22 protein-coding genes are annotated in these 20,621 nt (G+C 69.0%); 19 read left to right on the top strand and 3 right to left on the bottom strand.

From position 1 onward, the window contains the following. Window positions 1-70: 70 nt before the first annotated feature. The gene (gene lexA, locus HWD99_RS12055; RefSeq protein ID WP_241796471.1) at window positions 71-757 is read right to left on the bottom strand and encodes a transcriptional repressor LexA; all 687 of its coding nucleotides are present in this window, start codon (window positions 755-757) and stop codon (window positions 71-73) included. A 280-nt stretch (window positions 758-1,037) separates the two neighbouring features. Between lexA and HWD99_RS12050 the strand changes: the two genes are divergently transcribed. The 4 genes from HWD99_RS12050 to hisH all read left to right on the top strand — a co-directional run bounded on the left by HWD99_RS12050 (window position 1,038) and on the right by hisH (window position 3,817). Continuing rightward, on the top strand, window positions 1,038-1,400 hold the full coding sequence (locus HWD99_RS12050; RefSeq protein ID WP_241796470.1) for a LysM peptidoglycan-binding domain-containing protein: 363 nt from the start codon (window positions 1,038-1,040) through the stop codon (window positions 1,398-1,400). Between the two features lie 70 nt (window positions 1,401-1,470). Next, on the top strand, window positions 1,471-2,565 hold the full coding sequence (locus tag HWD99_RS12045) for a histidinol-phosphate transaminase (protein WP_241796469.1): 1,095 nt from the start codon (window positions 1,471-1,473) through the stop codon (window positions 2,563-2,565). After that, window positions 2,562-3,179 (top strand): imidazoleglycerol-phosphate dehydratase HisB, encoded by a 618-nt coding sequence (gene hisB, locus HWD99_RS12040; RefSeq protein ID WP_241796468.1) that lies wholly within the window; start codon window positions 2,562-2,564, stop codon window positions 3,177-3,179. Before HWD99_RS12045 ends, hisB begins: the two co-directional genes overlap by 4 nt. Further along, window positions 3,176-3,817 (top strand): imidazole glycerol phosphate synthase subunit HisH, encoded by a 642-nt coding sequence (hisH, locus tag HWD99_RS12035; RefSeq protein ID WP_241796467.1) that lies wholly within the window; start codon window positions 3,176-3,178, stop codon window positions 3,815-3,817. The genes hisB and hisH overlap by 4 nt, the downstream gene beginning before the upstream one ends. 46 nt (window positions 3,818-3,863) lie before the next feature. Here hisH and HWD99_RS12030 read toward each other — a convergent pair whose 3' ends face one another. After that, on the bottom strand, window positions 3,864-5,381 hold the full coding sequence (locus tag HWD99_RS12030; protein ID WP_241796466.1) for an AAA family ATPase: 1,518 nt from the start codon (window positions 5,379-5,381) through the stop codon (window positions 3,864-3,866). Between the two features lie 155 nt (window positions 5,382-5,536). Between HWD99_RS12030 and priA the strand changes: the two genes are divergently transcribed. Next, the gene (gene priA / locus HWD99_RS12025) at window positions 5,537-6,283 is read left to right on the top strand and encodes a bifunctional 1-(5-phosphoribosyl)-5-((5-phosphoribosylamino)methylideneamino)imidazole-4-carboxamide isomerase/phosphoribosylanthranilate isomerase PriA (protein WP_241796465.1); all 747 of its coding nucleotides are present in this window, start codon (window positions 5,537-5,539) and stop codon (window positions 6,281-6,283) included. Between the two features lie 28 nt (window positions 6,284-6,311). Further along, a complete protein-coding gene (locus HWD99_RS12020) occupies window positions 6,312-7,121 on the top strand; it encodes an SseB family protein (RefSeq protein ID WP_241796464.1) in 810 nt (269 codons plus the stop codon). A 50-nt stretch (window positions 7,122-7,171) separates the two neighbouring features. Here HWD99_RS12020 and HWD99_RS12015 read toward each other — a convergent pair whose 3' ends face one another. After that, window positions 7,172-7,570: a DUF1844 domain-containing protein gene (locus HWD99_RS12015; protein WP_241796463.1), complete on the bottom strand. Its 399-nt coding sequence runs from the start codon at window positions 7,568-7,570 to the stop codon at window positions 7,172-7,174. 231 nt (window positions 7,571-7,801) lie between these two features. Between HWD99_RS12015 and infC the strand changes: the two genes are divergently transcribed. The 13 genes from infC (at window position 7,802) to pheT (ending at window position 20,583) form a co-directional block, all read left to right on the top strand. Then, window positions 7,802-8,440: a translation initiation factor IF-3 gene (gene infC, locus HWD99_RS12010; RefSeq protein ID WP_308220731.1), complete on the top strand. Its 639-nt coding sequence runs from the start codon at window positions 7,802-7,804 to the stop codon at window positions 8,438-8,440. Window positions 8,441-8,513: 73 nt separating this feature from the next. Next, window positions 8,514-8,708 carry a 50S ribosomal protein L35 gene (rpmI, locus tag HWD99_RS12005; RefSeq protein WP_060927878.1) on the top strand — a complete coding sequence of 65 codons (195 nt, stop codon included), beginning with the start codon at window positions 8,514-8,516 and terminating at the stop codon, window positions 8,706-8,708. Between the two features lie 31 nt (window positions 8,709-8,739). Further along, entirely contained in the window at window positions 8,740-9,126 is a 387-nt protein-coding gene (gene rplT, locus HWD99_RS12000) for a 50S ribosomal protein L20 (RefSeq protein ID WP_241796462.1), read from the top strand. Window positions 9,127-9,227: 101 nt separating this feature from the next. After that, window positions 9,228-10,040 carry an RNA methyltransferase gene (locus tag HWD99_RS11995; protein ID WP_241796461.1) on the top strand — a complete coding sequence of 271 codons (813 nt, stop codon included), beginning with the start codon at window positions 9,228-9,230 and terminating at the stop codon, window positions 10,038-10,040. An 85-nt stretch (window positions 10,041-10,125) separates the two neighbouring features. After that, window positions 10,126-10,794, top strand: a complete 669-nt coding sequence (locus tag HWD99_RS11990) for a response regulator transcription factor (RefSeq protein ID WP_241796460.1) — start codon at window positions 10,126-10,128, stop codon at window positions 10,792-10,794. A gap of 7 nt (window positions 10,795-10,801) precedes the next feature. Beyond that, complete coding sequence (locus HWD99_RS11985) at window positions 10,802-12,196, top strand: HAMP domain-containing sensor histidine kinase (RefSeq protein WP_241796459.1); 1,395 nt, start codon at window positions 10,802-10,804, stop codon at window positions 12,194-12,196. Between the two features lie 77 nt (window positions 12,197-12,273). Further along, window positions 12,274-13,206, top strand: a complete 933-nt coding sequence (locus HWD99_RS11980) for a TAXI family TRAP transporter solute-binding subunit (protein ID WP_241796458.1) — start codon at window positions 12,274-12,276, stop codon at window positions 13,204-13,206. A 356-nt stretch (window positions 13,207-13,562) separates the two neighbouring features. Further along, window positions 13,563-14,309 (top strand): amino acid ABC transporter ATP-binding protein, encoded by a 747-nt coding sequence (locus HWD99_RS11975; RefSeq protein WP_241796457.1) that lies wholly within the window; start codon window positions 13,563-13,565, stop codon window positions 14,307-14,309. A gap of 68 nt (window positions 14,310-14,377) precedes the next feature. After that, window positions 14,378-15,283 carry a glutamate ABC transporter substrate-binding protein gene (locus tag HWD99_RS11970; RefSeq protein WP_241796456.1) on the top strand — a complete coding sequence of 302 codons (906 nt, stop codon included), beginning with the start codon at window positions 14,378-14,380 and terminating at the stop codon, window positions 15,281-15,283. A 63-nt stretch (window positions 15,284-15,346) separates the two neighbouring features. Further along, the gene (locus tag HWD99_RS11965) at window positions 15,347-15,994 is read left to right on the top strand and encodes an amino acid ABC transporter permease (RefSeq protein ID WP_194765414.1); all 648 of its coding nucleotides are present in this window, start codon (window positions 15,347-15,349) and stop codon (window positions 15,992-15,994) included. Continuing rightward, window positions 15,991-16,974 (top strand): amino acid ABC transporter permease, encoded by a 984-nt coding sequence (locus HWD99_RS11960; protein ID WP_241796455.1) that lies wholly within the window; start codon window positions 15,991-15,993, stop codon window positions 16,972-16,974. The genes HWD99_RS11965 and HWD99_RS11960 overlap by 4 nt, the downstream gene beginning before the upstream one ends. Before the next feature lie 49 nt (window positions 16,975-17,023). Then, window positions 17,024-18,064 (top strand): phenylalanine--tRNA ligase subunit alpha, encoded by a 1,041-nt coding sequence (gene pheS / locus HWD99_RS11955; protein ID WP_241796454.1) that lies wholly within the window; start codon window positions 17,024-17,026, stop codon window positions 18,062-18,064. Further along, on the top strand, window positions 18,064-20,583 hold the full coding sequence (gene pheT, locus HWD99_RS11950) for a phenylalanine--tRNA ligase subunit beta (protein ID WP_241796453.1): 2,520 nt from the start codon (window positions 18,064-18,066) through the stop codon (window positions 20,581-20,583). Before pheS ends, pheT begins: the two co-directional genes overlap by 1 nt. Window positions 20,584-20,621 lie beyond the last annotated feature (38 nt).

Here is a 20,621-nt window from a genome sequence, read left to right as displayed (position 1 = left end):
GGGAGAGCCCGGGCCGGGAGAGCGAGACCGTCACGGGCGAGGCCGTGCGGGCAGGCCTCCGGAGCGCAGTTCAGACGGCGCGCAGCACCGCGACGATCTTGCCGAGGATCACGGCCTCGTCGCCCAGGATCGGCTCGAAGGCCGAGTTCCGGGGCAGCAGCCAGGTGTGACCGTCGCGTCGCCGAAGGACTTTGACCGTCGCCTCGCCGTCGAGCATGGCGGCCACGATCTCACCGTTCTCCGCGCTGCCCTGTGAGCGCACGACGACCCAGTCGCCGTCGCAGATCGCGGCGTCGATCATCGACTCGCCCGAGACCTTAAGCATGAAGAGGTCGCCCTTGCCCACGAGCTGTCGGGGGAGCGGGAAGATCTCCTCGACCTGCTGGTCGGCGGTGATCGGCACTCCGGCGGCGATCCTGCCGACGAGAGGGACGAGCGCGGCATCGCCGACCGGCGTGGCGATGTCTGCGGGGTTCTCGCCGCTGGAACCGGGCAGGTCGATCAGCACCTCCATCGCGCGCGTCTTGCCCGGGTCGCGGCGCAGATAGCCGCTCAACTCGAGCTGGCCCAGCTGATGGGTGACGCTCGAGAGGGACTTGAGTCCGACGGCGTCGCCGATCTCGCGCATGCTCGGCGGATATCCGTATCGGCTGATCGACGTCTGGATGACCTCGAGGATCGCCATCTGCTTGGGGCTCAGGCTCTTCCGTCGACGGGTGCGCGGGACCTCGGACTCGGTGGCGGCGTTGTCGCTCATGATGCTCCTCAGGTGTGGACCCGGCGTCTCGGTTCGAATGTCGGTGGCCCGTGGTGGGGTGTTCCTATCGAAACCGTATCCGAGAAAAGCGCCGATGGGGAATATCTGTTCGAGCGTGTCGGTTGATCCGCGGAGCAGGTTTCGAAGACATCTTGACAGATGTTCGAATTCGAAGATACCTTCGGAACGTAGCTTCGCATTCTCGGCTCCCGGCCGAGTCGCGAATGCGAACGCTACGCCAACTTCACCGCCCACAGCGGAAGTAGCAGAGGAGCACGACATGAGCACCATCACCTTCAGCACCGCAGCGATCGTCCCGGCAGTCCCGGCGACCCGCCTTCGGCTGACGGCGCGGGGTCGCCGGGTCGTGCTCGCCCTCGCGGCGGTTCCGCTCGCGGCGGGCATCGCGTTCGGAGCGCTCAGCGGCGGCAGCGCGATGGCGTCGAACGACCAGGTCGCGACGGCATCCTTCGAGACGGTCACCGTGATGCCGGGCGACACCCTGTGGTCGATCGCTGAGGGGATCGCCCCGCAGGCCGACCCGCGAGAGGTGATCGGCGAGATCACCCGGCTCAACGCCCTCGAGGGCGGAGCGCTGCAGATCGGCGAGCAGCTCGGGATCCCGGCTCAGTTCTCGGAGTGAGCCTCCGAGACACGCGCGGTCGGGTCGCTCTCCGTCATGCGGGGTGATGGTCGTCCGTACGCGGCCTACCATGGGAAGGGTGACTGTCTCACTCGCTGACCTCCCCCTTCGTGACGACCTCCGTGGACTCACTCCGTACGGCGCACCGCAGGCTCCGCTCCCCATCGCGCTGAACGTCAACGAGAACACGCATCCCGTGCCTGACGCCGTGGCGAGTGACATCCTCGATGACATCGCGGTGGCGCTGCGCGACGTGAATCGCTATCCCGACCGGGAGTTCACGACCCTGCGGGAGGGATTCGCCCGGTATCTCGGCCACGGGCTCGCGCCCGAGCAGATCTGGGCGGGCAACGGCTCGAACGAGGTGCTGCAGCACATCATGCAGGCTTTCGGGGGTCCCGGACGTACCGCGTTCGGGTTCGCGCCCACGTACTCGATGTACCCGCTCATCGCGCAGGGGACCGGGGCGCGCTGGGTCGCGGGAACACGTCAGCCCGACTACACGATCACGCCTGACGAGGCTGCGGCGCAGGTCGCCGCCGCCGATCCGGACGTCATCCTGCTCTGCTCGCCGAACAACCCCACCGGCACCCCCCTCGGTCTCGATGTCATCGACGCGGTCTACGAGGCCTCCCGGGGAATCGTGATCGTCGACGAGGCGTATCAGGAGTTCGCCCCGCGTGACGCCGCATCGGCGCTCTCGCTGCTCGAGGGACGTCCCCGTCTCGCGGTGTCGCGCACCATGAGCAAGGCCTTCGCATTCGCGGGCGCGCGGGTCGGCTACCTGGCCGCAGACCCCGCATTCATCGACGCGCTGCGACTCGTGCGCCTGCCCTATCACCTCAGTGCGCTCACGCAGGCGGCAGCCGTCGCCGCGCTGCGCAACTCCGAAGTCATGCTCGGAATGGTCGAGGAGATCGTCGAGCAGCGTGATCGCATCACGGCGACGCTCGAGGCGCTCGGCTACACGCCGCACGAGTCGTGGTCGAACTTCGTGCTCTTCGGCGGGGTCTCCGACCCGAAGGCCGTGTGGCAGCAGCTGTACGACCGCGGCGTGCTGGTCCGTGACGTCGGAATCCCCGGCCACCTGCGCGTGACGGCGGGAACCGAGGCCGAGACCACCGCGTTCCTCGACGCCCTCGCCTCGATAGGATCAGCTTCATGAGCAGCACCACCCAGACCCCGCGCACCGCCTCCCGCGTGCGCAGCACGTCGGAGTCCACCGTCGAGCTCGAGGTGAACCTCGACGGCACCGGCGCGAGCCACATCGACACATCGGTGCCGTTCTTCGATCACATGCTGACGGCGTTCGCGAAGCACTCGCTGACCGACCTCACCGTCCGTGCTTCCGGCGACACCCAGATCGACGCGCACCACACGGTGGAGGACATCTCGATCGTGCTCGGTCAGGCGATCCGCGAGGCCCTGGGCGACAAGTCCGGCATCTCGCGCTACGGCGACGCGCTGGTTCCTCTCGACGAGGCGCTCGCGCAGGCGGTGGTCGACATCTCGGGTCGTCCCTACCTCGTGCACACGGGTGAGCCCGCGGGTTTCGAGCACCACCTCATCGGTGGTCACTTCACCGGTTCGCTCGTGCGTCACTCGTTCGAGGCGATCACATTCAACGCCGGACTCACCGTGCACGTGCGGGTGCTGGGTGGGCGCGACCCGCACCACATCGCCGAGGCGGAGTACAAGGCCTTCGCCCGCGCCTTCCGTCAGGCCAAGGCGCTCGATCCGCTCGTCGACGGCATCCCGTCGACGAAGGGGGCGCTGTGAGCCGCGCTCCCCGGGTCGCCGTCTTCGACTATGAGTCGGGCAATGTCCACTCCGCAGTGAAGGCGCTCATCGCCGCGGGAGCGGATGCCGTTCTCACTCGCGACCGTGCCGAGGCGCTCGACGCCGACGGGCTCGTGGTTCCGGGCGTCGGTGCGTTCCAGGCCGTTCGCGATGCCCTCCGCGCGCACGGCGGAGACGAGATCATCGACCGACGCCTCGCGGGCGGCCGGCCGGTGCTCGGCATCTGCGTCGGCATGCAGGTTCTCTTCACTCACGGCGTGGAGCGCGGGCACGACACCGAGGGGCTCGGCGAATGGCCCGGTGCCGTGACGGAGCTCAACGCGCCGGTCCTGCCCCACATGGGCTGGAACACGGTCGAGCCCGGCGCCGACTCAGTGCTGTTCAAGGGCATCGAGAACGAGCGCTTCTACTTCGTGCACTCCTACGCCGCGCAGTCGTGGGAGCTCGACGTCATCCCGCCGTTCCCGCAGCCGGTGCTGACCTGGGCGACGTACGGGGACCCGTTCCTCGCGGCCGTCGAGAACGGACCGCTGTCGGCGACGCAGTTCCACCCCGAGAAGTCCGGCGACGCAGGCATCCAGCTGCTGCGCAACTGGGTCGACAGCCTGCGCGCGTGATCTGAGGGTCGACGCCGCGGCGTCGACCCCGCTCACGCGCTGCGGGTCAGAAGCCGCGGGCGACTGCCGCCGCGGCCGAGAGCCATGCCTGCTGCGTGGGCTCTGCGAGCGCGCGGAGACGCAGGTGTCCGTCGACCATCTCGCGGTCGAACGGGATGGGCACGACTTCACGCGCCAGCGACCTGTACCCGTCGATGACGTCGGCCACGTCGCCGGGCGACGCCTTCGGGTCCGCCTGGCTGACGACCACCACCGACTCCTGCGCAAGCCTGGCTGAGCGCTCGTCGCGGTCTTCGAGCGCCTCCAGCAGCAGTGCGCCGGCCTCGGCGTGGTCGTCGCGCGTCGTGGTGGCGACGACGATCTGGTCGGCGAGGTCGATCATGCGCAGCCACATGGGGTCGGACTCGTCGTTGCCCGAGTCGATGATGATCAGGCGGTAGAACTTGGCGGCGACCGCGTGGATCGAATCCACGTCGGCAGGGCTGAGACGATTCTCGTGAGCCAGTCTGATGGGCTTCGAGCGGAGGACGTCGTACTTCTCCTGCGGCTGGTGGTGCACGAAGTGGGCGAGGTCGGCGGACTGCCCCTGTGCGCCGAGCAGGCGCTGGGTCTGCGGCAGCAGCTCGAGCAGAGTCCGATCGTGCGCGCCGGTCTCGGTGCGCCAGCCGAGCGTGCCTCGGGTCTGGTTGTTGTCCCACGCGAGAACGCCCGCGCCGCCGTACTGTGCGAAGACCGCCGAGAGCAGCACGGTGGCGGGCGTCTTCCCCGCACCGCCCTTGCCGTTGACGACGGCGACCGTGCGCGGTCCCGGCCAGTGCATGCTCACCGCGTGCTCGTCTTCGCGGATGGCTCGTTCTCGGGCGTTCGGGCCGAGGGAGAAGCCCACGCGGTTCAGGAATCCACGCCCGCCGCGACGCGCGGGTTCCTCGCGCCGCTCCTGCTGGAGGAACGACGGCCGCTCCACGCCCTGTTCGCGCTGCAGTCGGCGCGACGAGGGGGACGATGCAGGCGGTGCCGGAGTCGGGTTCGCGGGCGCACCGGCGAACGGCGCCGAGGCGGAGGCGGGGTGGACCGCCGGCTGCGCCGCAGTCGACGCACCCTGTGCACTGGTGGGGTTCGGTGCAGTGGTGGGGCTCGGTGCGGCGGGGTTCGGTGCGGCGGTGGGGCTCGGAACCCGAGCGATGGCGGTGGGCATCGTCTGCGGAACCGACGGGTTCGGCGGTGTGGGCATCGTCTGCGGCACCGGCGGGTTCGAGGATGCCGGCGGGGTCGGCGCCGCAGGTGCGGGACGTGCTGCCTCGTCGGGAACCGGCTGCGGGTGGGGCCGCGGCGGCACCGGCGGGATGACGGGGGCTGCGGGAACGGCACGGGCCGCCGAGGCGGCAGCCCGGGTCGCGGGGGCGGGCGACGCCGTGGCGTTGCCGGGAGGCGGCGCGATCACCGACGGGCGGGCTGTCTCATCCGGAATCGGCGGCGTGGGCACGACGGTCTCCGGAGCCTCGGGAGGCAGAGGATTGCCCCGTCGAAGGGGGCCACCGCCTCGGGGATCCGCATCGCGCACCATGGAACATCTCCTCACCGACGGGACAGGTGTGTCTTCGAGGCTACCGCGTGGCACCCGGTGTTCTCTGCGGTCATCATTTTGGAGCGGACGGATACGCGGGCTAATGTCGACTCTCGTGCCGACGAATCGGCCCTCCCATCTCACCTGAGGACGTCATGAACGACTTCGCGCAGTCCCCCTCGCTCACTCTGCTCCCCGCCGTCGATGTCGCCGGTGGCAAGGCGGTCCGGCTCACCCAGGGGGAGGCGGGTACCGAGACCAGCTACGGCGACCCGCTGGACGCGGCAGGGGAGTGGGTCGCGCAGGGCGCGAAGTGGATCCACCTCGTCGATCTCGACGCGGCGTTCGGCCGTGGCAGTAATGCGCCCATCCTCCGCAAGGTCATCAAGCAGTTCAAGAACGTGAACATCGAGCTGTCCGGCGGCATCCGCGACGACGCGACGCTCGAGGCCGCACTCGAGAGCGGCGCGACGCGCATCAACCTCGGCACCGCCGCACTGGAGAACCCCGAGTGGGCGGCCGACGTCATCGGTCGTTACGGCGAGGCGATCGCTGTCGGCCTCGACGTCCGCGGCACGACGCTCGCGGCTCGCGGGTGGACGAAGGACGGCGGCGACCTCTGGGAGGTGCTCGATCGTCTGGAGGATGCCGGGTGCAGCCGCTACGTCGTGACCGACGTCACGAAGGACGGCACCCTCAAGGGTCCGAACCTCGAACTCCTGCGCGAGATGACGTCGCGCACCCCGAAGCCCGTGGTCGCCTCCGGCGGCATCTCGAGCCTCGATGACATCGCCGCCCTGCGCGACCTCGTCCCCCTCGGCGTCGAGGGAGCGATCGTCGGCAAGGCGCTCTACGCCGGCGCCTTCACGCTGGCTGAGGCCCTGGATGTCGCAGGGGACTGACGACGCCTGCGGCCACGGCGCGGAGCCGATGAGCTCTGAGCCCGCGAGCCCGGGGCAATCGGGGGCGCACGGTCACGCCTCGGGCAACCACGGCGATTCCGCGGGGGTGCCCTGGGAGGGGCGCAGCTTCGAGTCGAACCCGCATGCGGCCGACGACGGCTCCGCGGATCCCGCGCTCCTCGATGCTCTCCTCCGTTTCCGTGCAGGAGACGGTGCCCAGGCCGAGGTCGTCGACGCGTTCCGCACCGCACGGGTGCTGATTCCGCTCATCGCCGAGAAGGGCGAGGAGGGCGTCGCGCCCAGCGGACTCGCCGTCGACAAGACCCAGGAGCTCTCCATCGTGACGGTGGCCGCTCCCGACGGACGTCGTGTGCAGCCGGTGTTCTCGTCCGTCGAGGCCATGCGGCGCTGGGATCCGACCGCGCGCCCGATCCCGGTGGAGGCGCTCCGTGCCGCGCTCGCAGCGTCGGCGGAGGACACCGACCTGATCGTGCTCGATCCGACGTCGGACACGGAGTTCGTGTTCCGTCGCCCCGCGGTGTGGGCGGTCGCGCAGGGGCACGCCTGGGAGCCGAGCTTCCTGTCGCCCGAGGTCTTCGCCGCTCTGCAGGAGAGCGTGGCCCACGAGCTCGCGGTGATCGATGTCTCCGTGGCCGCGGGAGACCCGGATGCGCGGCTGCGTGGACCAGAGCTGATCGTGATCCTCGAGCTCGTCGACGGTCTGGAGCGCGAGGTTCTCGATGCCGTTCTCGCTCGTCTGGCTCAGCGCTGGGCGGCGGACGACCGCATCGCGGTGCTCGCCGACTCCCTCACGGTCAAGCTCCGTCGCTCCGCCTGACCGTCCCCGTGGACCGCAGCGTCCGGACCCGTGAGGGTCCGGACGAGAGGCTAGTTGACCGGCCCCGTCCACTTCTCGCCCGGTCCCTTGCCGATCGGGTCGGGGATCGTGGACGCCTCGCGGAAGGCGAGCTGCAGCGAACGGAGACCGTCGCGCAGCGAGCGGGCGTGCATGTCGCTGATCTCGGGTGCCCCGGCGGTGATGAGTCCCGCCAGCGCGTTGATGAGCTTGCGCGCCTCGTCGAGATCGAGCTGCTCGGCGGCCTTCGGGTCGTCCGCGAGGCCGAGCTTCACGGCTGCAGCGCTCATCAGGTGCACGGCGGCTGTCGTGATCACCTCGACGGCGGGGACGTCCGCGATGTCCCGAGTGGCGGAGGACGCCGCCTCCTCCTGCCGCGCCCAGCGCTCTTCGCGCTCGCGTGCTGCCTCGTCCGATGCCTGGTTCGTCACTTCGCCTTGCCTTCTGTTAGACTGTGTCGGGCTCCGGAGCGTCATGCTCCGGCACGAAAGAGGATTCACTTCCCACCCGCGCTTGCCGTTCCAGGCTACCGGGTCTTGCACTCCACCGGATCGCGTCGTCAGATGCATCCGGCAGGCAGGGTGCAGAGCCGGCGTCTGAATGCCGGTGGGTGGGGACGATTCTGATTTCGCCCGGGGTGCTGACAGCATCCTGGTGGCCGAATCCCATCGTCTAAGGAGTTCCGCATCAGCGATCCCCGCACCAATGAGCGCATCCGCGTCCCCGAGGTCCGCCTCGTCGGCCCCGCGGGTGAGCAGATCGGCGTCGTCCGCATCGAGGCGGCGCTGCGCCTTGCGCAGGAAGCCGACCTCGACCTCGTCGAGGTCGCACCCAACTCGAAGCCGCCCGTGGTCAAGATCATGGACTACGGCAAGTTCAAGTACGAAGCCGCCCAGAAGGAGAAGGAAGCTCGCCGCAACCAGGCGAACACCATCCTCAAAGAGGTCCGCTTCCGTCTGAAGATCGAGGCGCACGACTACACGACGAAGCTCAAGCGCGCCGAGGGCTTCCTCAAGGCCGGCGACAAGGTGAAGGCCATGATCCTGTTCCGCGGTCGCGAGCAGTCGCGCCCCGAGCAGGGTGTCCGTCTGCTCCGCAAGTTCGCGGAGGACGTCGCGGAGCTCGGAACGGTCGAGTCGAACCCGACGATCGACGGTCGCAACATGGTCATGATCGTGGCTCCGCTGAAGAGCAAGTCCGAGGCGAAGCAGGAGCAGAACGCGGTGCGTGCGGCCAACAAGCAGGCGGCTCGCAGCGCGAAGACGGACGCGGATGCTCCCGCAGAGGCCACGGCGGAGTAACACCCGCCCCACAGACTCCCGCACCGCGGGTTGACACCGTCGCCTGAGAAGGCGCCATACGAAGGAAGAGAAGATGCCGAAGCAGAAGACCCACTCGGGTGCTAAGAAGCGCTTCAAGATCACCGGCAGCGGCAAGCTGAAGAAGCAGCAGGCCGGCATGCGCCACAACCTCGAGCACAAGTCGAGCCGTCGCACCCGTCGTCTGAACCAGGACCAGGTGCTGTCGAAGGCCGACTTCAAGGTCGCGAAGAAGCTTCTCGGTCGCTGAGCGCCCGAACGCAGAATAGGAATACAGGAAAATGGCAAGAGTCAAGCGGGCGGTAAACGCCCACAAGAAGCGTCGCGTCATCCTCGAGCGCGCCTCCGGCTACCGCGGTCAGCGTTCGCGCCTCTACCGCAAGGCCAAGGAGCAGGTCATCCACTCCCTGGTCTACTCGTACCGGGACCGTCGCAAGCGCAAGGGCGACTTCCGTCGTCTCTGGATCCAGCGCATCAACGCCGCTGCACGCCAGAACGGCATCACGTACAACCGCTTCATCCAGGGCCTCGGCCTCGCGGGCGTGACCGTCGACCGTCGTATGCTCGCTGACCTCGCGGTCAACGACGCAGCCACGTTCACGACTCTGGTCGAGACGGCCAAGAAGGCTCTGCCCTCTGACGTCAACGCATCGAAGTCGGCCGCGTAAGCAGCTGTTCACACAGAGGACGCTCTCCTTCGGGAGAGCGTCCTCTGTCGTTCTCCCGGTGTGTGCGCGGGAGGGGCCGCTCGGGTGCCTAGACTGTGAACGTGCTGGAGAACCCCCGCTCCCCCCGAGTCCGTGCTGTCGCCAAGCTGACGAAGCGCAGCGCGCGAACAGAGACAGGCCTGTATCTTCTCGAAGGTCCGCAGGCCGTGCGCGAGGCGCTGACCTACAGTCCTGAGGCGATCGTCGAGCTCTTCGCGACGCCGACCGGCTGGGAGAAGCATCCTGACATCCGAGCGAAGGCGACGGATGCCGATGTCGACGTCGAGTACGTCACGGAATACGTGCTCAACGCGATGGCCGACACGGTGACGCCACAGGGGCTGGTCGCCGTGGTCCGACAGACGCCGACGTCGGTGCGCGACATCTTCGCCGCCTCGCCGCGCCTGGTGGCGATCTGCGAGGAGATCAGGGACCCCGGCAACCTCGGCACGATCATCCGTGCCGCGGACGCGGCGGGAGCGGATGCGGTGATCCTCACCGGACGCACCGTCGACCCGTACAACCCCAAGGTCGTGCGGGCGACGACAGGATCGCTCTTCCACCTGCCCGTGTCCGTCGGGGCCGAGCTGCCGGACGTGATCGAGAAGGCGCACGCCGCCGGGCTCCGGATCCTCGCTGCCGATGTGAAGGGCGATGACCTGCTGCAGGCGCGCGCCGAAGGCGTGCTCGCGGAACCGACCGGGTGGCTGTTCGGCAACGAGGCCCGCGGTCTCGAGGATGAGGCTCTCGTGCTCGCTGACCGGGTGCTGCGGCTTCCGATCTTCGGTCGTGCGGAGTCGCTGAACCTCGCCACGGCCGCGAGCGTGTGCCTGTACGAGAGCGCGTTCGCCCAGCGCGCGGCCGCGTCTCAGTGAGTCGCGCCGCCTGAGGCGTCGGGACCCGTGCTCCTGCGCTGGTAGGTTTGTCCCCTGCACCAGCAGGAGAAGGGGACCGGAGTCGATGCGGATTCTGATCGTGGAGGACGACGAGCGTGTCGCCGCCGCACTCGACGCTTTCCTCGTCCGCTCCGGATACGCCACCGGGCGTGCCTCCGACGGGGCGGCCGCGCTGCAGATGATCGGCGCGGACACCGAGGTGGTTCTTCTCGATCTGGGTCTTCCCGATGTCGACGGCATCGATCTCTGTCGTCGCATCCGTGGCCGCAGCGATGTGCCGATCGTGATCGTGACCGCGCGCAACCAGGTGACCGAGCGGATCAAGGGGCTTCGCGCCGGGGCGGACGACTTCGTCGTCAAGCCGTACGACGTGCACGAGCTCCTCGCCCGCATCGAGGCGGTCACGCGGCGGTCGCGTCCGGTGCGGCCGGAGTCCGAGGCGAACGTGCTCCTGCAGGAGGGAGCCGTCGAGATCGACCTGGTGGGCCGTCAGGTGCTGGTCGATCGCTCGCCGATCGAGCTGACTCGCAAGGAGTTCGACATCGTGGCGGTGCTCGCACGGTATCCGGGCGTCGCCGTGCCGAAGGAGCGCCTCATCCGCGAGGTGTGGAACACCGATTGGCGCGGATTCGGACACTCGCTCGAAGTGCATGTCGGCGCGATCCGCAAGAAGACCGGCGAGCGCAGGGTCATCGAGACCGTGCGCGGCGTCGGCTATCGCCTGGCGGGGTGATGCGGTCGTGCGCAGGCGCCTGATCGTCGTGTTCCTCGTGCCTCTCGTGGCGATCCTGGTGTCGCTCGGCGGGGCTGCGGCGTGGAGCGCCACACGCAGCACCCAGCAGGCGTTCTACACCCAGCAGCTGGGCGATCTCGGCTATTTCGTCACCAGTGCGCGTCAGGCACTGCGGTCGGGGAGCGCCACCGTCATCGACGCCGAGGTGCGGCGCTTCCGAGAGGTGTACGACATCGACGTGGTCGTGTTCGACCCCTCCGGCACGGTGTGGGCCGCGGGCGGGGACGAGGCGGGAGTGCTGCCCGACGATCAGGCCGCGCGCGTCGGGCTTGCGCTCTCGGGGCGACGTGCCGAGCCGCCCGCACCGGTGCTGCCCTGGAGCGCGACGCAGTCGACCGTCGTCGAACCGGTCTTCGACGACGGCGACGTGATCGGAGCCGTCATGGTCTCGGCCGACGTCGGCGCGCCGCGAACGGAGATCATCCAGCAGATCGTCCTCCTCTCGGCGGTGGCCGTGTTCTCCGTCGTCGTCGGCGTCATGCTGGTCTTCCGGCTCGCGCGGTGGGTGCTCGCACCCGTGCGGCGTCTCGATGAGGCGATGGTGGCGATCGAGCGCGGCGCGATGGACACGCGCGTGGCGGAGGACACGGGTCCGCCCGAGCTACGCCGCATGACGCGCGTGTTCAACGGGATGGCCGACGAGATCGAACGCGTCATGACCCGCCAGCAGGAGTTCGCGGTCAACGCCTCGCATGAGCTGCGCAACCCGCTGAACGCGCTGCTGCTGCGCGTCGAGCATCTCGCGACGGGACTCGGCCGCGAGTGGCAGCACGACGTCGAGGAGACCCGCGAAGAGGGGCGGCGCATGACGCGCATCCTCGAGACGCTGCTCGGTCTCGCCCGCGGAGGTCGCGCCGACACGACCATCTCGGCCGTCGACCTCACCACGCTCGCCGCGCGGCGGGTGGAGGCCTGGCGCGAGGTGGCGGCGCAGCAGGGGATCACGATTACGATGAGGGGGAGTGCCGCGGTGATGAGCGTGACCGACCGGACGATCGTGGAGAGCGCTCTGGACGCGGTGATCGACAACGCGGTGAAGTACTCTCCCGCCGATTCGACGATCGAGGTCGAGGCGGCACGTGACGATGCGCTGTGCCTCGTGACCGTGAGAGATCAGGGCCCCGGACTCGCCGACGACGAGGTGGCCGCGGCGACGGGCAGGTTCTGGCGCAGTGACGAGGTCGCCGACAAGCCGGGGTCGGGGCTGGGCCTCGCGATCGCGACGGATCTGCTCGACGTGATCGGCGGAGGGCTGCGCGTCGAGTCGCGTGCACGCGGGGGACTGCGCGTCTCGCTGATCCTGCCCGACGGGGCGGCGGCACGAGACGGGGCGGTGGCATGAGCCCGGGCGGTGGCACGAGACCGAGCGGCGGCAGGATCCGAGGCCGAGGGGCGACGCGTGTCGGAAGACTGCTGGCGGTGATCGTCACCGTGGGGCTCGCCGTCTCGATGAGCGCCTGCGCGAGTCGCGCGGCGGAGTGGACGGACGGCGACCATGCGGTCGCCGGCGGAGGCGCAGACGGCGTCTACTTCGCGTACGGGACGAGCCTCGCCGCAGAGCTGTCCGCATCGCTCGGCGTCTCGGTCGTCGCCGAGGAGACGGCGGGATCGGTCGACAACCTGCTGAGGGTGGATTCGGGTGAGGCGCTCGTCGGCTTCGCCCAGGGAGATGCGGCGGCGGATGCCGTCGCCGGTGCGGGCGCCTTCGCCGAGCCGCTTCCGATCCAGGCCGTCGCGCGCCTGTACGACGAGTACCTGCACGTGGTCGTACGCGGCGGATCCGACATCCACGAGCTCGCCGATCTCGCGGGTCGCAGCGTGTCCCTCGGTGCGGAGAACTCGGGCGTCAATGTGATCGCCGGTCGAGTGCTCGACGCCGCCGGCGTCGACGCCGCCTCGCTGCACGACCGTCGGCTGGATCTCGCGGAGTCGATCGACGCCCTGGAGCGATCGGAGATCGACGCGTTCTTCTGGGTCGGAGGAATCCCGACTCCCGGCATCGCCGCGCTCTCGGAGGAGGTGCCTGTGCGGCTGCTGCCCATCGAGCAGAGCTGGGTCGACGAGGTGAACCGCCGCCATTCCGACGCGTATCGATCGTCCGACCTGCCGATCGGCCTGTACGGACTGGAGGAGTCCGCGACCACGCTGGCGGTGCCGAACTACCTCGTGACCTCCGCGAGCACCCCGCCTGGCGTGGTGCGCGATGTGGTGGCCGGCCTGTTCGACGCGCGGACGCGCATCGCTCAGCACGTGCCGACCGCCGCACTGCTCGACCGGACACAGGCGATCTTCACCGGACCCGTGCCGCTGCATCCGGGAGCCGTCGAGTACTACCGGACCCAGCGCGACTGAGCCCTCAAGAAATCCTCAAGAAGCTCTCGCCCCGGTGGTGAGCTCTGACAATGTGGGGATCGATCGCAGAAGATTCGACGGAGAATTCAGATGCCACAGAGCTCGTGCCCTTCATGCAGGCGCGCGTTCGGCTCTCCGCTCGGCTCCCACGGCGATCGCATCCGATCGGAGGCCTGTCGCCTCGTATCCCTCGGGGGAGGAGCGGGACGACAGCAACGCCCCCACGGTTCGCGGGGGCGGACCGTGGGGCACTCCCTCGCTCGGACGCCACCCTCTTGTACCCGCCATTACGAACGTGTAAATCTCGAAGAGTCTGCCTGGAGGCGATCCGATCGCCTGGGTAGTTTGGAGCAATGATGACCTCTGGTGAACCCCTCGTCGTGGTGGACAACGTGCAGAAGCACTATGGCGACTTCCAGGCGCTGACGGATATCGACCTGACGGTCAACGCCGGCGAGGTGGTGGTCGTGATCGGCCCGTCCGGTTCGGGCAAGTCGACTCTCTGTCGCACGATCAACAGGCTCGAGACGATCACGAGCGGCACGATCAGCATCGACGGCAAGGCGCTCCCCGCAGAGGGCAAGGGCCTCGCGCACCTTCGCGCCGACGTCGGAATGGTCTTCCAGTCGTTCAACCTCTTCGCCCACCTGACCATCCTCGAGAACATCACGCTCGGCCCGATCAAGGTGCGCGGCATGAAGAAGGCGGATGCCGAGAAGGAGGCGATGACCCTCCTCGAGCGCGTCGGCGTCGCCCAGCAGGCCTCGAAGCTGCCCGCCCAGCTCTCCGGTGGACAGCAGCAGCGCGTGGCGATCGCCCGCGCGCTCGCCATGCATCCGAAGGTCATGCTCTTCGATGAGCCCACCAGCGCGCTCGACCCCGAGATGATCAACGAGGTCCTCGACGTCATGGTCGAACTCGCCCACGACGGCATGACGATGATCGTCGTGACGCACGAGATGGGCTTCGCCCGCAAGGCGGCGAACCGAGTCGTCTTCATGGCGGACGGGCGCATCGTCGAGGAAGCGACGCCGGAGGAGTTCTTCACGAACCCGAAGAGCGACCGCGCCAAGGACTTCCTCTCCAAGCTCCTCACGCACTGACCGAGGCTCCGGTCCGCGCACCAGGACCCACACAGACCCTGCACACACAGCACACGAAGGAGACGCACATGCGACGCACACGGACACTGGCAGGAATCGGGATCGCGGCGGCAGCGCTGCTCGCCCTGACCGCCTGCAACAGCGGCAGCCCGTCCAACCCCGGCGGAGGCACCGGCGGCGACGAAGGCGGCGAGGACTCGACGTGGTTCGAGGTCGCCAGCGACGTGCAGCTCGAGGGCAGCCCGACGTTCGACACCATCCAGGACCGTGACAAGGTCGTCATCGGCGTCAAGGAGGACCAGCCCGGACTCGGCTACCTCGACGTCACCACGGACGAGCGCACCGGCTTCGACGTCGACATCGCGCGCTGGATCGCGGCCTCGCTCGGCTACGACGAGGACAAGATCGAGTTCAAGGCGATCGCCTCGGCGAACCGCGAGCAGGCGATCGTGAACGGCGACATCGACTACTACGTCGGCACCTACTCGATCACCGACAAGCGCAAGGAGCAGATCGCCTTCGCCGGTCCGTACTTCATCACCGGTCAGGGCCTGCTCGTCGGCACCGACAGCGACATCGAGAGCGAGGCCGACCTCGGCCCCGACACCACGGTGTGCTCGGCCACGGGATCGACCCCGATCCAGAACATCCGGACCAACTACCCGGAGGTCCCCACCAAGGAGTTCGACCTCTATTCGGCCTGTGTCGAGGCGCTGCTCTCGGGTGAGGTCCAGGCGGTCACCACCGACCAGGCGATCCTGATCGGCTACGCGGCGCAGGACCCCGACAACCTCAAGGTCGTCGGCGAGCCCTTCACCGAGGAGCGCTACGGTGTCGGCCTCGCGAAGGATGACACTGCTCTGCAGGAGCACATCAACACGCTGTTCACCGACGGCGGCGACATCTGGCAGGCGATCTTCGACAAGAACCTCGGCTCGTCCGGCATCGAAGTCAGCCAGCCCGCAGTCGACTGATCTACCCGAGGGGGCGGCCCATCCGAGCCGCCCCCTCCTCACACTCATGAAGGGGAGGGCGGCGTGGACGTCATCTTCGGCAACACCGATCTCTGGGGACGAGCGCTCGGCAACACCCTGATGATCTTCGCCGGCGGCGCGGTGCTCGCGCTCGTCATCGGGATCATCGTCGGGGCCATGCGCGTCTCGCCCATCCCGATCGCCCGCGGCGTCGGCACGGTCTACGTCAACCTGATCCGCAACACCCCTCTGACCCTCGTCTTCTTCTTCTTCATCTTCGGCTACCCCCAGCTGGGGCTGCCGAAGCTGAGCACCACGGTGCTCGGCATCCTCGCGATCGGCATCTACACCGCCACGTACGTCGCCGAGGTGCTCCGGGCCGGAATCAACACGGTGCCCGTCGGCCAGGCCGAGGCGGCTCGGGCGATCGGCCTTCCCTTCGGGCAGGTGATGACCCTCGTCGTGCTGCCGCAGGCCTTCCGCTCGGTCGTCCCGCCGATGATGAGCGTCTTCATCGCCCTGCTCAAGAACACGACGGTCGCGGCGGGCTTCTCGGTGCTCGAGCTCGGGGCGATCCGCTCGTACCTCAGCGAGCGAGGCGAGAACGCCCTCGTGGTCCTCCTGTGGGTGGCCGCCATCTTCGTCGCCCTCGTGCTGCTGCTCAGCTGGCTCCAGCGCTATCTCGAGAACAAGTGGAGGATCGCGCGATGACTTCCGTCCTGTACGACGTCCCCGGCCCCAAGGCGATCCTGCGCAACCGTCTCCTCGGTGTCGCGACGGTCGTCGTGGTGCTCCTCCTGCTCGGATTCATCGGCTACCGGTTCTACGAGAGCGGCCAGTTCGACGCCTCCCGCTGGTACGTCTTCACCTTCAGCGCGGTGTGGACGCAGATCTTCGAGGCGCTCGGGCGCACGCTCGCGGCCTTCGCGGTCGCGGGTCTGCTCAGCCTGATCGTCGGCTTCGTGCTCGCGATCGGTCGCCTGTCGGACCATGCGTGGGCGCGCGTCCCGGTGACCGTCATCACCGAGGTCTTCCGTGCCGTCCCGGTGCTCGTGCTGATGATGCTGCTCTACTACGGTCTGCCGGTGGTCGGGGTCAAGATGGACCCGTACTGGGCCGTGGTCCTCGCGCTCATGGCGTACAACGGATCGGTCCTCGCCGAGGTCCTGCGCGCCGGCGTGGAATCGCTGCCCCGTGGCCAGAAGGAAGCGGGCTACGCGATCGGACTCCGCAAGAGCGGAGTGATGAGCCTCATCCTCCTGCCGCAGGCGATCAGGGCGATGCTCCCCGTGATCGTGGCCCAGCTCGTCGTGACGCTCAAGGACACCGCTCTCGGCTTCATCATCACGTACCCGGAGCTGTTGTACTTCGCGAAGCAGCTCACCTCGCAGCAGGGACGCCCCGTGCTGCAGTCGGCGTTCGTGATCGGCGGCATCTACATCATCATGTGCCTGATCCTCTCGGGCATCGCCCGCTACGTCGAGATCCGCACGCGGCGCTCGCCGAAGGTCCAGGCGATCCGCGGTGGCGAGGACCCTCGCCAGCACGAGGACGGCACCGACACCGAGCTCATCACCCTGCAGCGCGGGGGCAGCGGATTCGGCGGCGGCATGGGTAGTGCGAGCGGAGTCGACGGCTCGGGCGCACCGGGCGGCGACGGCGCCGGCGGGAACGGATCCGGCACGAACTGAGGTCTGACCGGCGCGGGGCGATGGCCGCGCGCCGGTAGACTCCTATCTCGTGTCTGAGTCACTCGAAATCACCCCGGAAGCGGTCGAAGCCGCTGTCGCGGCGGCGCTCGACGCCATCGCCGCGGCAGGCGACACCGCCGAGCTGAAGACGGCCCGCGCAGCTCACGTCGCCGAGGGATCGCCGTTGGCGGTCCTCAACGCGTCGATGCGTCAGGTGGCCCCCGAGAACAAGGCGGCGTTCGGCAAGCTCGTCGGTCAGGGGCGCGGTCAGGTGACCAAGGCTCTGGCGGCCAAGGAGGCCGAACTCGCCGCGGCCGAGGTCGCCGCGCGCCTCGAGTCCGAGCGCGTCGACATCACCGCGGTGCCCTCGCGCACGCGCGTCGGCGCCCGGCATCCGCTCACCCTGCTCAGCGAGCAGATCTCCGACATCTTCGTCGGCATGGGGTGGGAGATCGCCGAAGGTCCCGAGCTCGAGCACGAATGGTTCAACTTCGATGCCCTGAACTTCGACGTCGATCACCCCGCTCGTCAGGAGCAGGACACCTTCTACGTCGACCCCGCCTCGCGTCACCTCGTGATGCGCACGCACACGAGCCCCGTGCAGGTGCGCTCGATGCTCGACCGCGACGTGCCGATCTACGTGCTGTGCCCCGGCCGCGTGTACCGCACCGACGAGTTCGACGCGACGCACCTGCCGGTGTTCACGCAGTTCGAGGGTCTCGTCATCGACAAGGGCATCTCGATGGCCCACCTCAAGGGCACGCTCGACCACGTCGCGCGCCAGCTCTTCGGTCCGGAGGCCAAGACGCGCTTCCGCACGAACTACTTCCCCTTCACCGAGCCGTCGGCCGAGCTCGACCTGTGGCACCCGACCTTCAAGGGCGGCGCGCGATGGATCGAGTGGGGCGGATGCGGGATGGTCAACCCGAACGTCCTGCGGGCGGCAGGGATCGACCCCGACGTCTACAGCGGCTTCGCGTTCGGGATGGGCGTCGAGCGGGCGCTCATGTTCCGCAGCGACGTGCAGGACATGAGGGACATGGCCGAGGGCGATGTCCGTTTCAGCGAGCAGTACGGGATGGTGGTGTGATGCGCGTCCCTCTGTCGTGGCTGCGTGAGTACGTCGATCTGGCAGCCGATGCGTCGCCCGAGGACGTCTTCGCGGCGATGGTGTCCGTCGGCTTCGAAGAGGAGGACGTCCACGGCTTCGAGGTCTCCGGCCCTGTGGTCGTCGGCCAGGTCGTCTCGCTCGAGCCGGAGCCCCAGTCGAACGGCAAGACCATCAACTGGTGCCAGGTCGATGTCGGGGAGGAGCACGGCGGCATCCGCGGCATCGTCTGCGGCGCGCACAACTTCGTCGTCGGAGACAAGGTCATCGTCACCCTGCCCGGTGCCGTGCTGCCCGGTCCCTTCCCGATCGCCGCGCGCAAGACCTACGGTCACGTCTCCGACGGCATGATCGCCTCGGCGCGCGAGCTCGGTCTGGGCGACGAGCACAACGGCATCCTCGTGCTGTCGGACCTGGGTCTCGACGCACCCGTCGGCACCGACGCGATCGCGCTGCTCGGGCTCGACGATGTGGCCGTCGAGATCAACGTCACGCCCGACCGCGGCTACGCGTTCTCGTTGCGGGGTGTGGCACGCGAGTACTCGCATGCCACGGGTGCGGTCTTCCGCGACCCCGCCGAGCGCGACTTCGCCGACCTGCAGCCCGGATCCGGTCACACGGCGATCGTCGACGACACGGCACCCGTGCGCGGTCGCGTGGGTGCGAGCGAGTTCGTGACCCGCGTCGTGCGCGGGGTCGACCCGGCGCGCCCGACGCCGCCGTGGATGATCGCGCGTCTGTCGCTCGCGGGGATGCGGTCGCTCGGCATCCTGATCGACATCACCAACTACGTCATGCTCGAACTCGGGCAGCCTCTGCACGGGTACGACCTCGACCGGCTCAGCGGCGGCATCACCGTGCGTCGTGCGACTCCGGGCGAGAAGATGACGACGCTCGACGGACAGGAGCGCACGCTCCACGTCGAGGACCTGCTCATCACCGACGACTCGGGACCCATCGGCCTCGCCGGCGTCATGGGCGGCGGCACCACCGAGATGAGCGAGACCACGCAGAACGTGCTCATCGAGGCGGCGACCTTCGATCCCGTCACGATCGCCCGCACCGCCCGCCGTCACAAGCTGCCGAGCGAGGCGTCCAAGCGCTTCGAGCGCGGTGTCGATCCGCTCATCCCGTTCGTCGCGGCTCGTCGCGCGGCCGACCTGATGGTCGAGCTCGCCGGAGGGACGCTCACCGACGAGGGCGGCGCCCTGTTCGCCGAGGTGTTCGTCGCGGACATCGAGCTGCCGACGGGCTTCGTGCAGGGGCTCATCGGCGTCGACTACACGGACGCCGAGATCGAGAGCGCCCTGACGATGATCGGGGCCGAGGTCACGGCGTCGACAGGGTCGGAGGCTCCGGAGGGCTGGACGGTCATCCCGCCGACCTGGCGCCCCGACCTCACCGACAAGTGGTCTCTCGCCGAGGAGGTCGCCCGCATCCACGGGCTCGACCGCATCCCCTCGGTGCTGCCGACCCCTCCGTCCGGCCGCGGCCTGACGGCGCATCAGCAGGGACGCCGGCGTGTCGCGAACGCACTCGCGGCGGCGGGTCTCGTCGAGACCCCCTCGTTCCCGTTCACGACGGAGGCCGAGAACGACCGCCACGGCTCGGCGTCGGGAGAGCACCTGCCGAGCATCCGCCTCGCCAACCCTCTCGACGGATCGGCGCCGTTCCTGCGCCGCTCGCTCATCCCGGGTCTCCTGCAGATCGCGCACCGCAACATCTCGCGCGGCCTCACGGATCTGGCGCTGTTCGAGACGGGTGTGGTGTTCCTGCCCGAGCCCGGTGTCGAGTACGGCACGGCGGAGGTTCCGCCGCTCGGGGTGCGTCCGAGCGACGAGACCCTCGCGGAGCTGAACGCGTCGATCCCGCCGCAGCACCGCCACGTCGCGGTGCTGCTGACGGGCAACGTCATCGCCCGGCAGCCCGGTCGCGCCGCGGAGCCCGCCGGGCTGTCGGAGGCTCTCGACGCCGTGCGGGTGATCGGCGAGGCGGCCGGAGTCGACATCGTGATCTCCCAGTCGACGCGCGCTGCGCTGCACCCGGGGCGCACCGGTGTGCTGACCGTGGGCGACGTCGAGGTCGGCTACCTCGGCGAACTCCACCCCGACGTCTCCGCAGAGGCGGACCTTCCCGGCCGTGCGACGGTTCTCGAACTCGACCTCGACGGCATCCTCGCCCTCGCGGGCCAGCGGGCCGTCGCGGCGTCGCTGTCGACCTTCCCGGCGGCCACGCAGGACGTCTCGCTCGTCGTGGGCGCAGACGTGCCTGCCGGAGCGGTTCGCGCCGCTCTGACCGACGGTGCGGGGGCCCTGCTCGAGTCGGTGCGCCTCGTCGACGACTACCGCGGTGACGGCGTGCCTGAGGGCTCGAAGAGCCTGACCTTCGCGCTGCGCTTCCGCGCCGACGACCGCACGCTCACGGCGGCCGAGGCCACCGAGGCCAAGCTCGCCGGTGTCGCTGTCGCGGCCGAGCGCTTCGGCGCGACGATCCGCGACTGACGCGTGCATGCACGAACCGCATCCCGATCCGGGATGCG

Origin of the sequence: Microbacterium sp. C5A9, from assembly GCF_022627955.1 — a bacterium.
GTDB lineage: Bacteria > Actinomycetota > Actinomycetes > Actinomycetales > Microbacteriaceae > Microbacterium.
The sequence above is the reverse complement of the archived record's forward strand: the minus strand, read 5'-3'. Positions and strand labels throughout refer to the sequence as shown.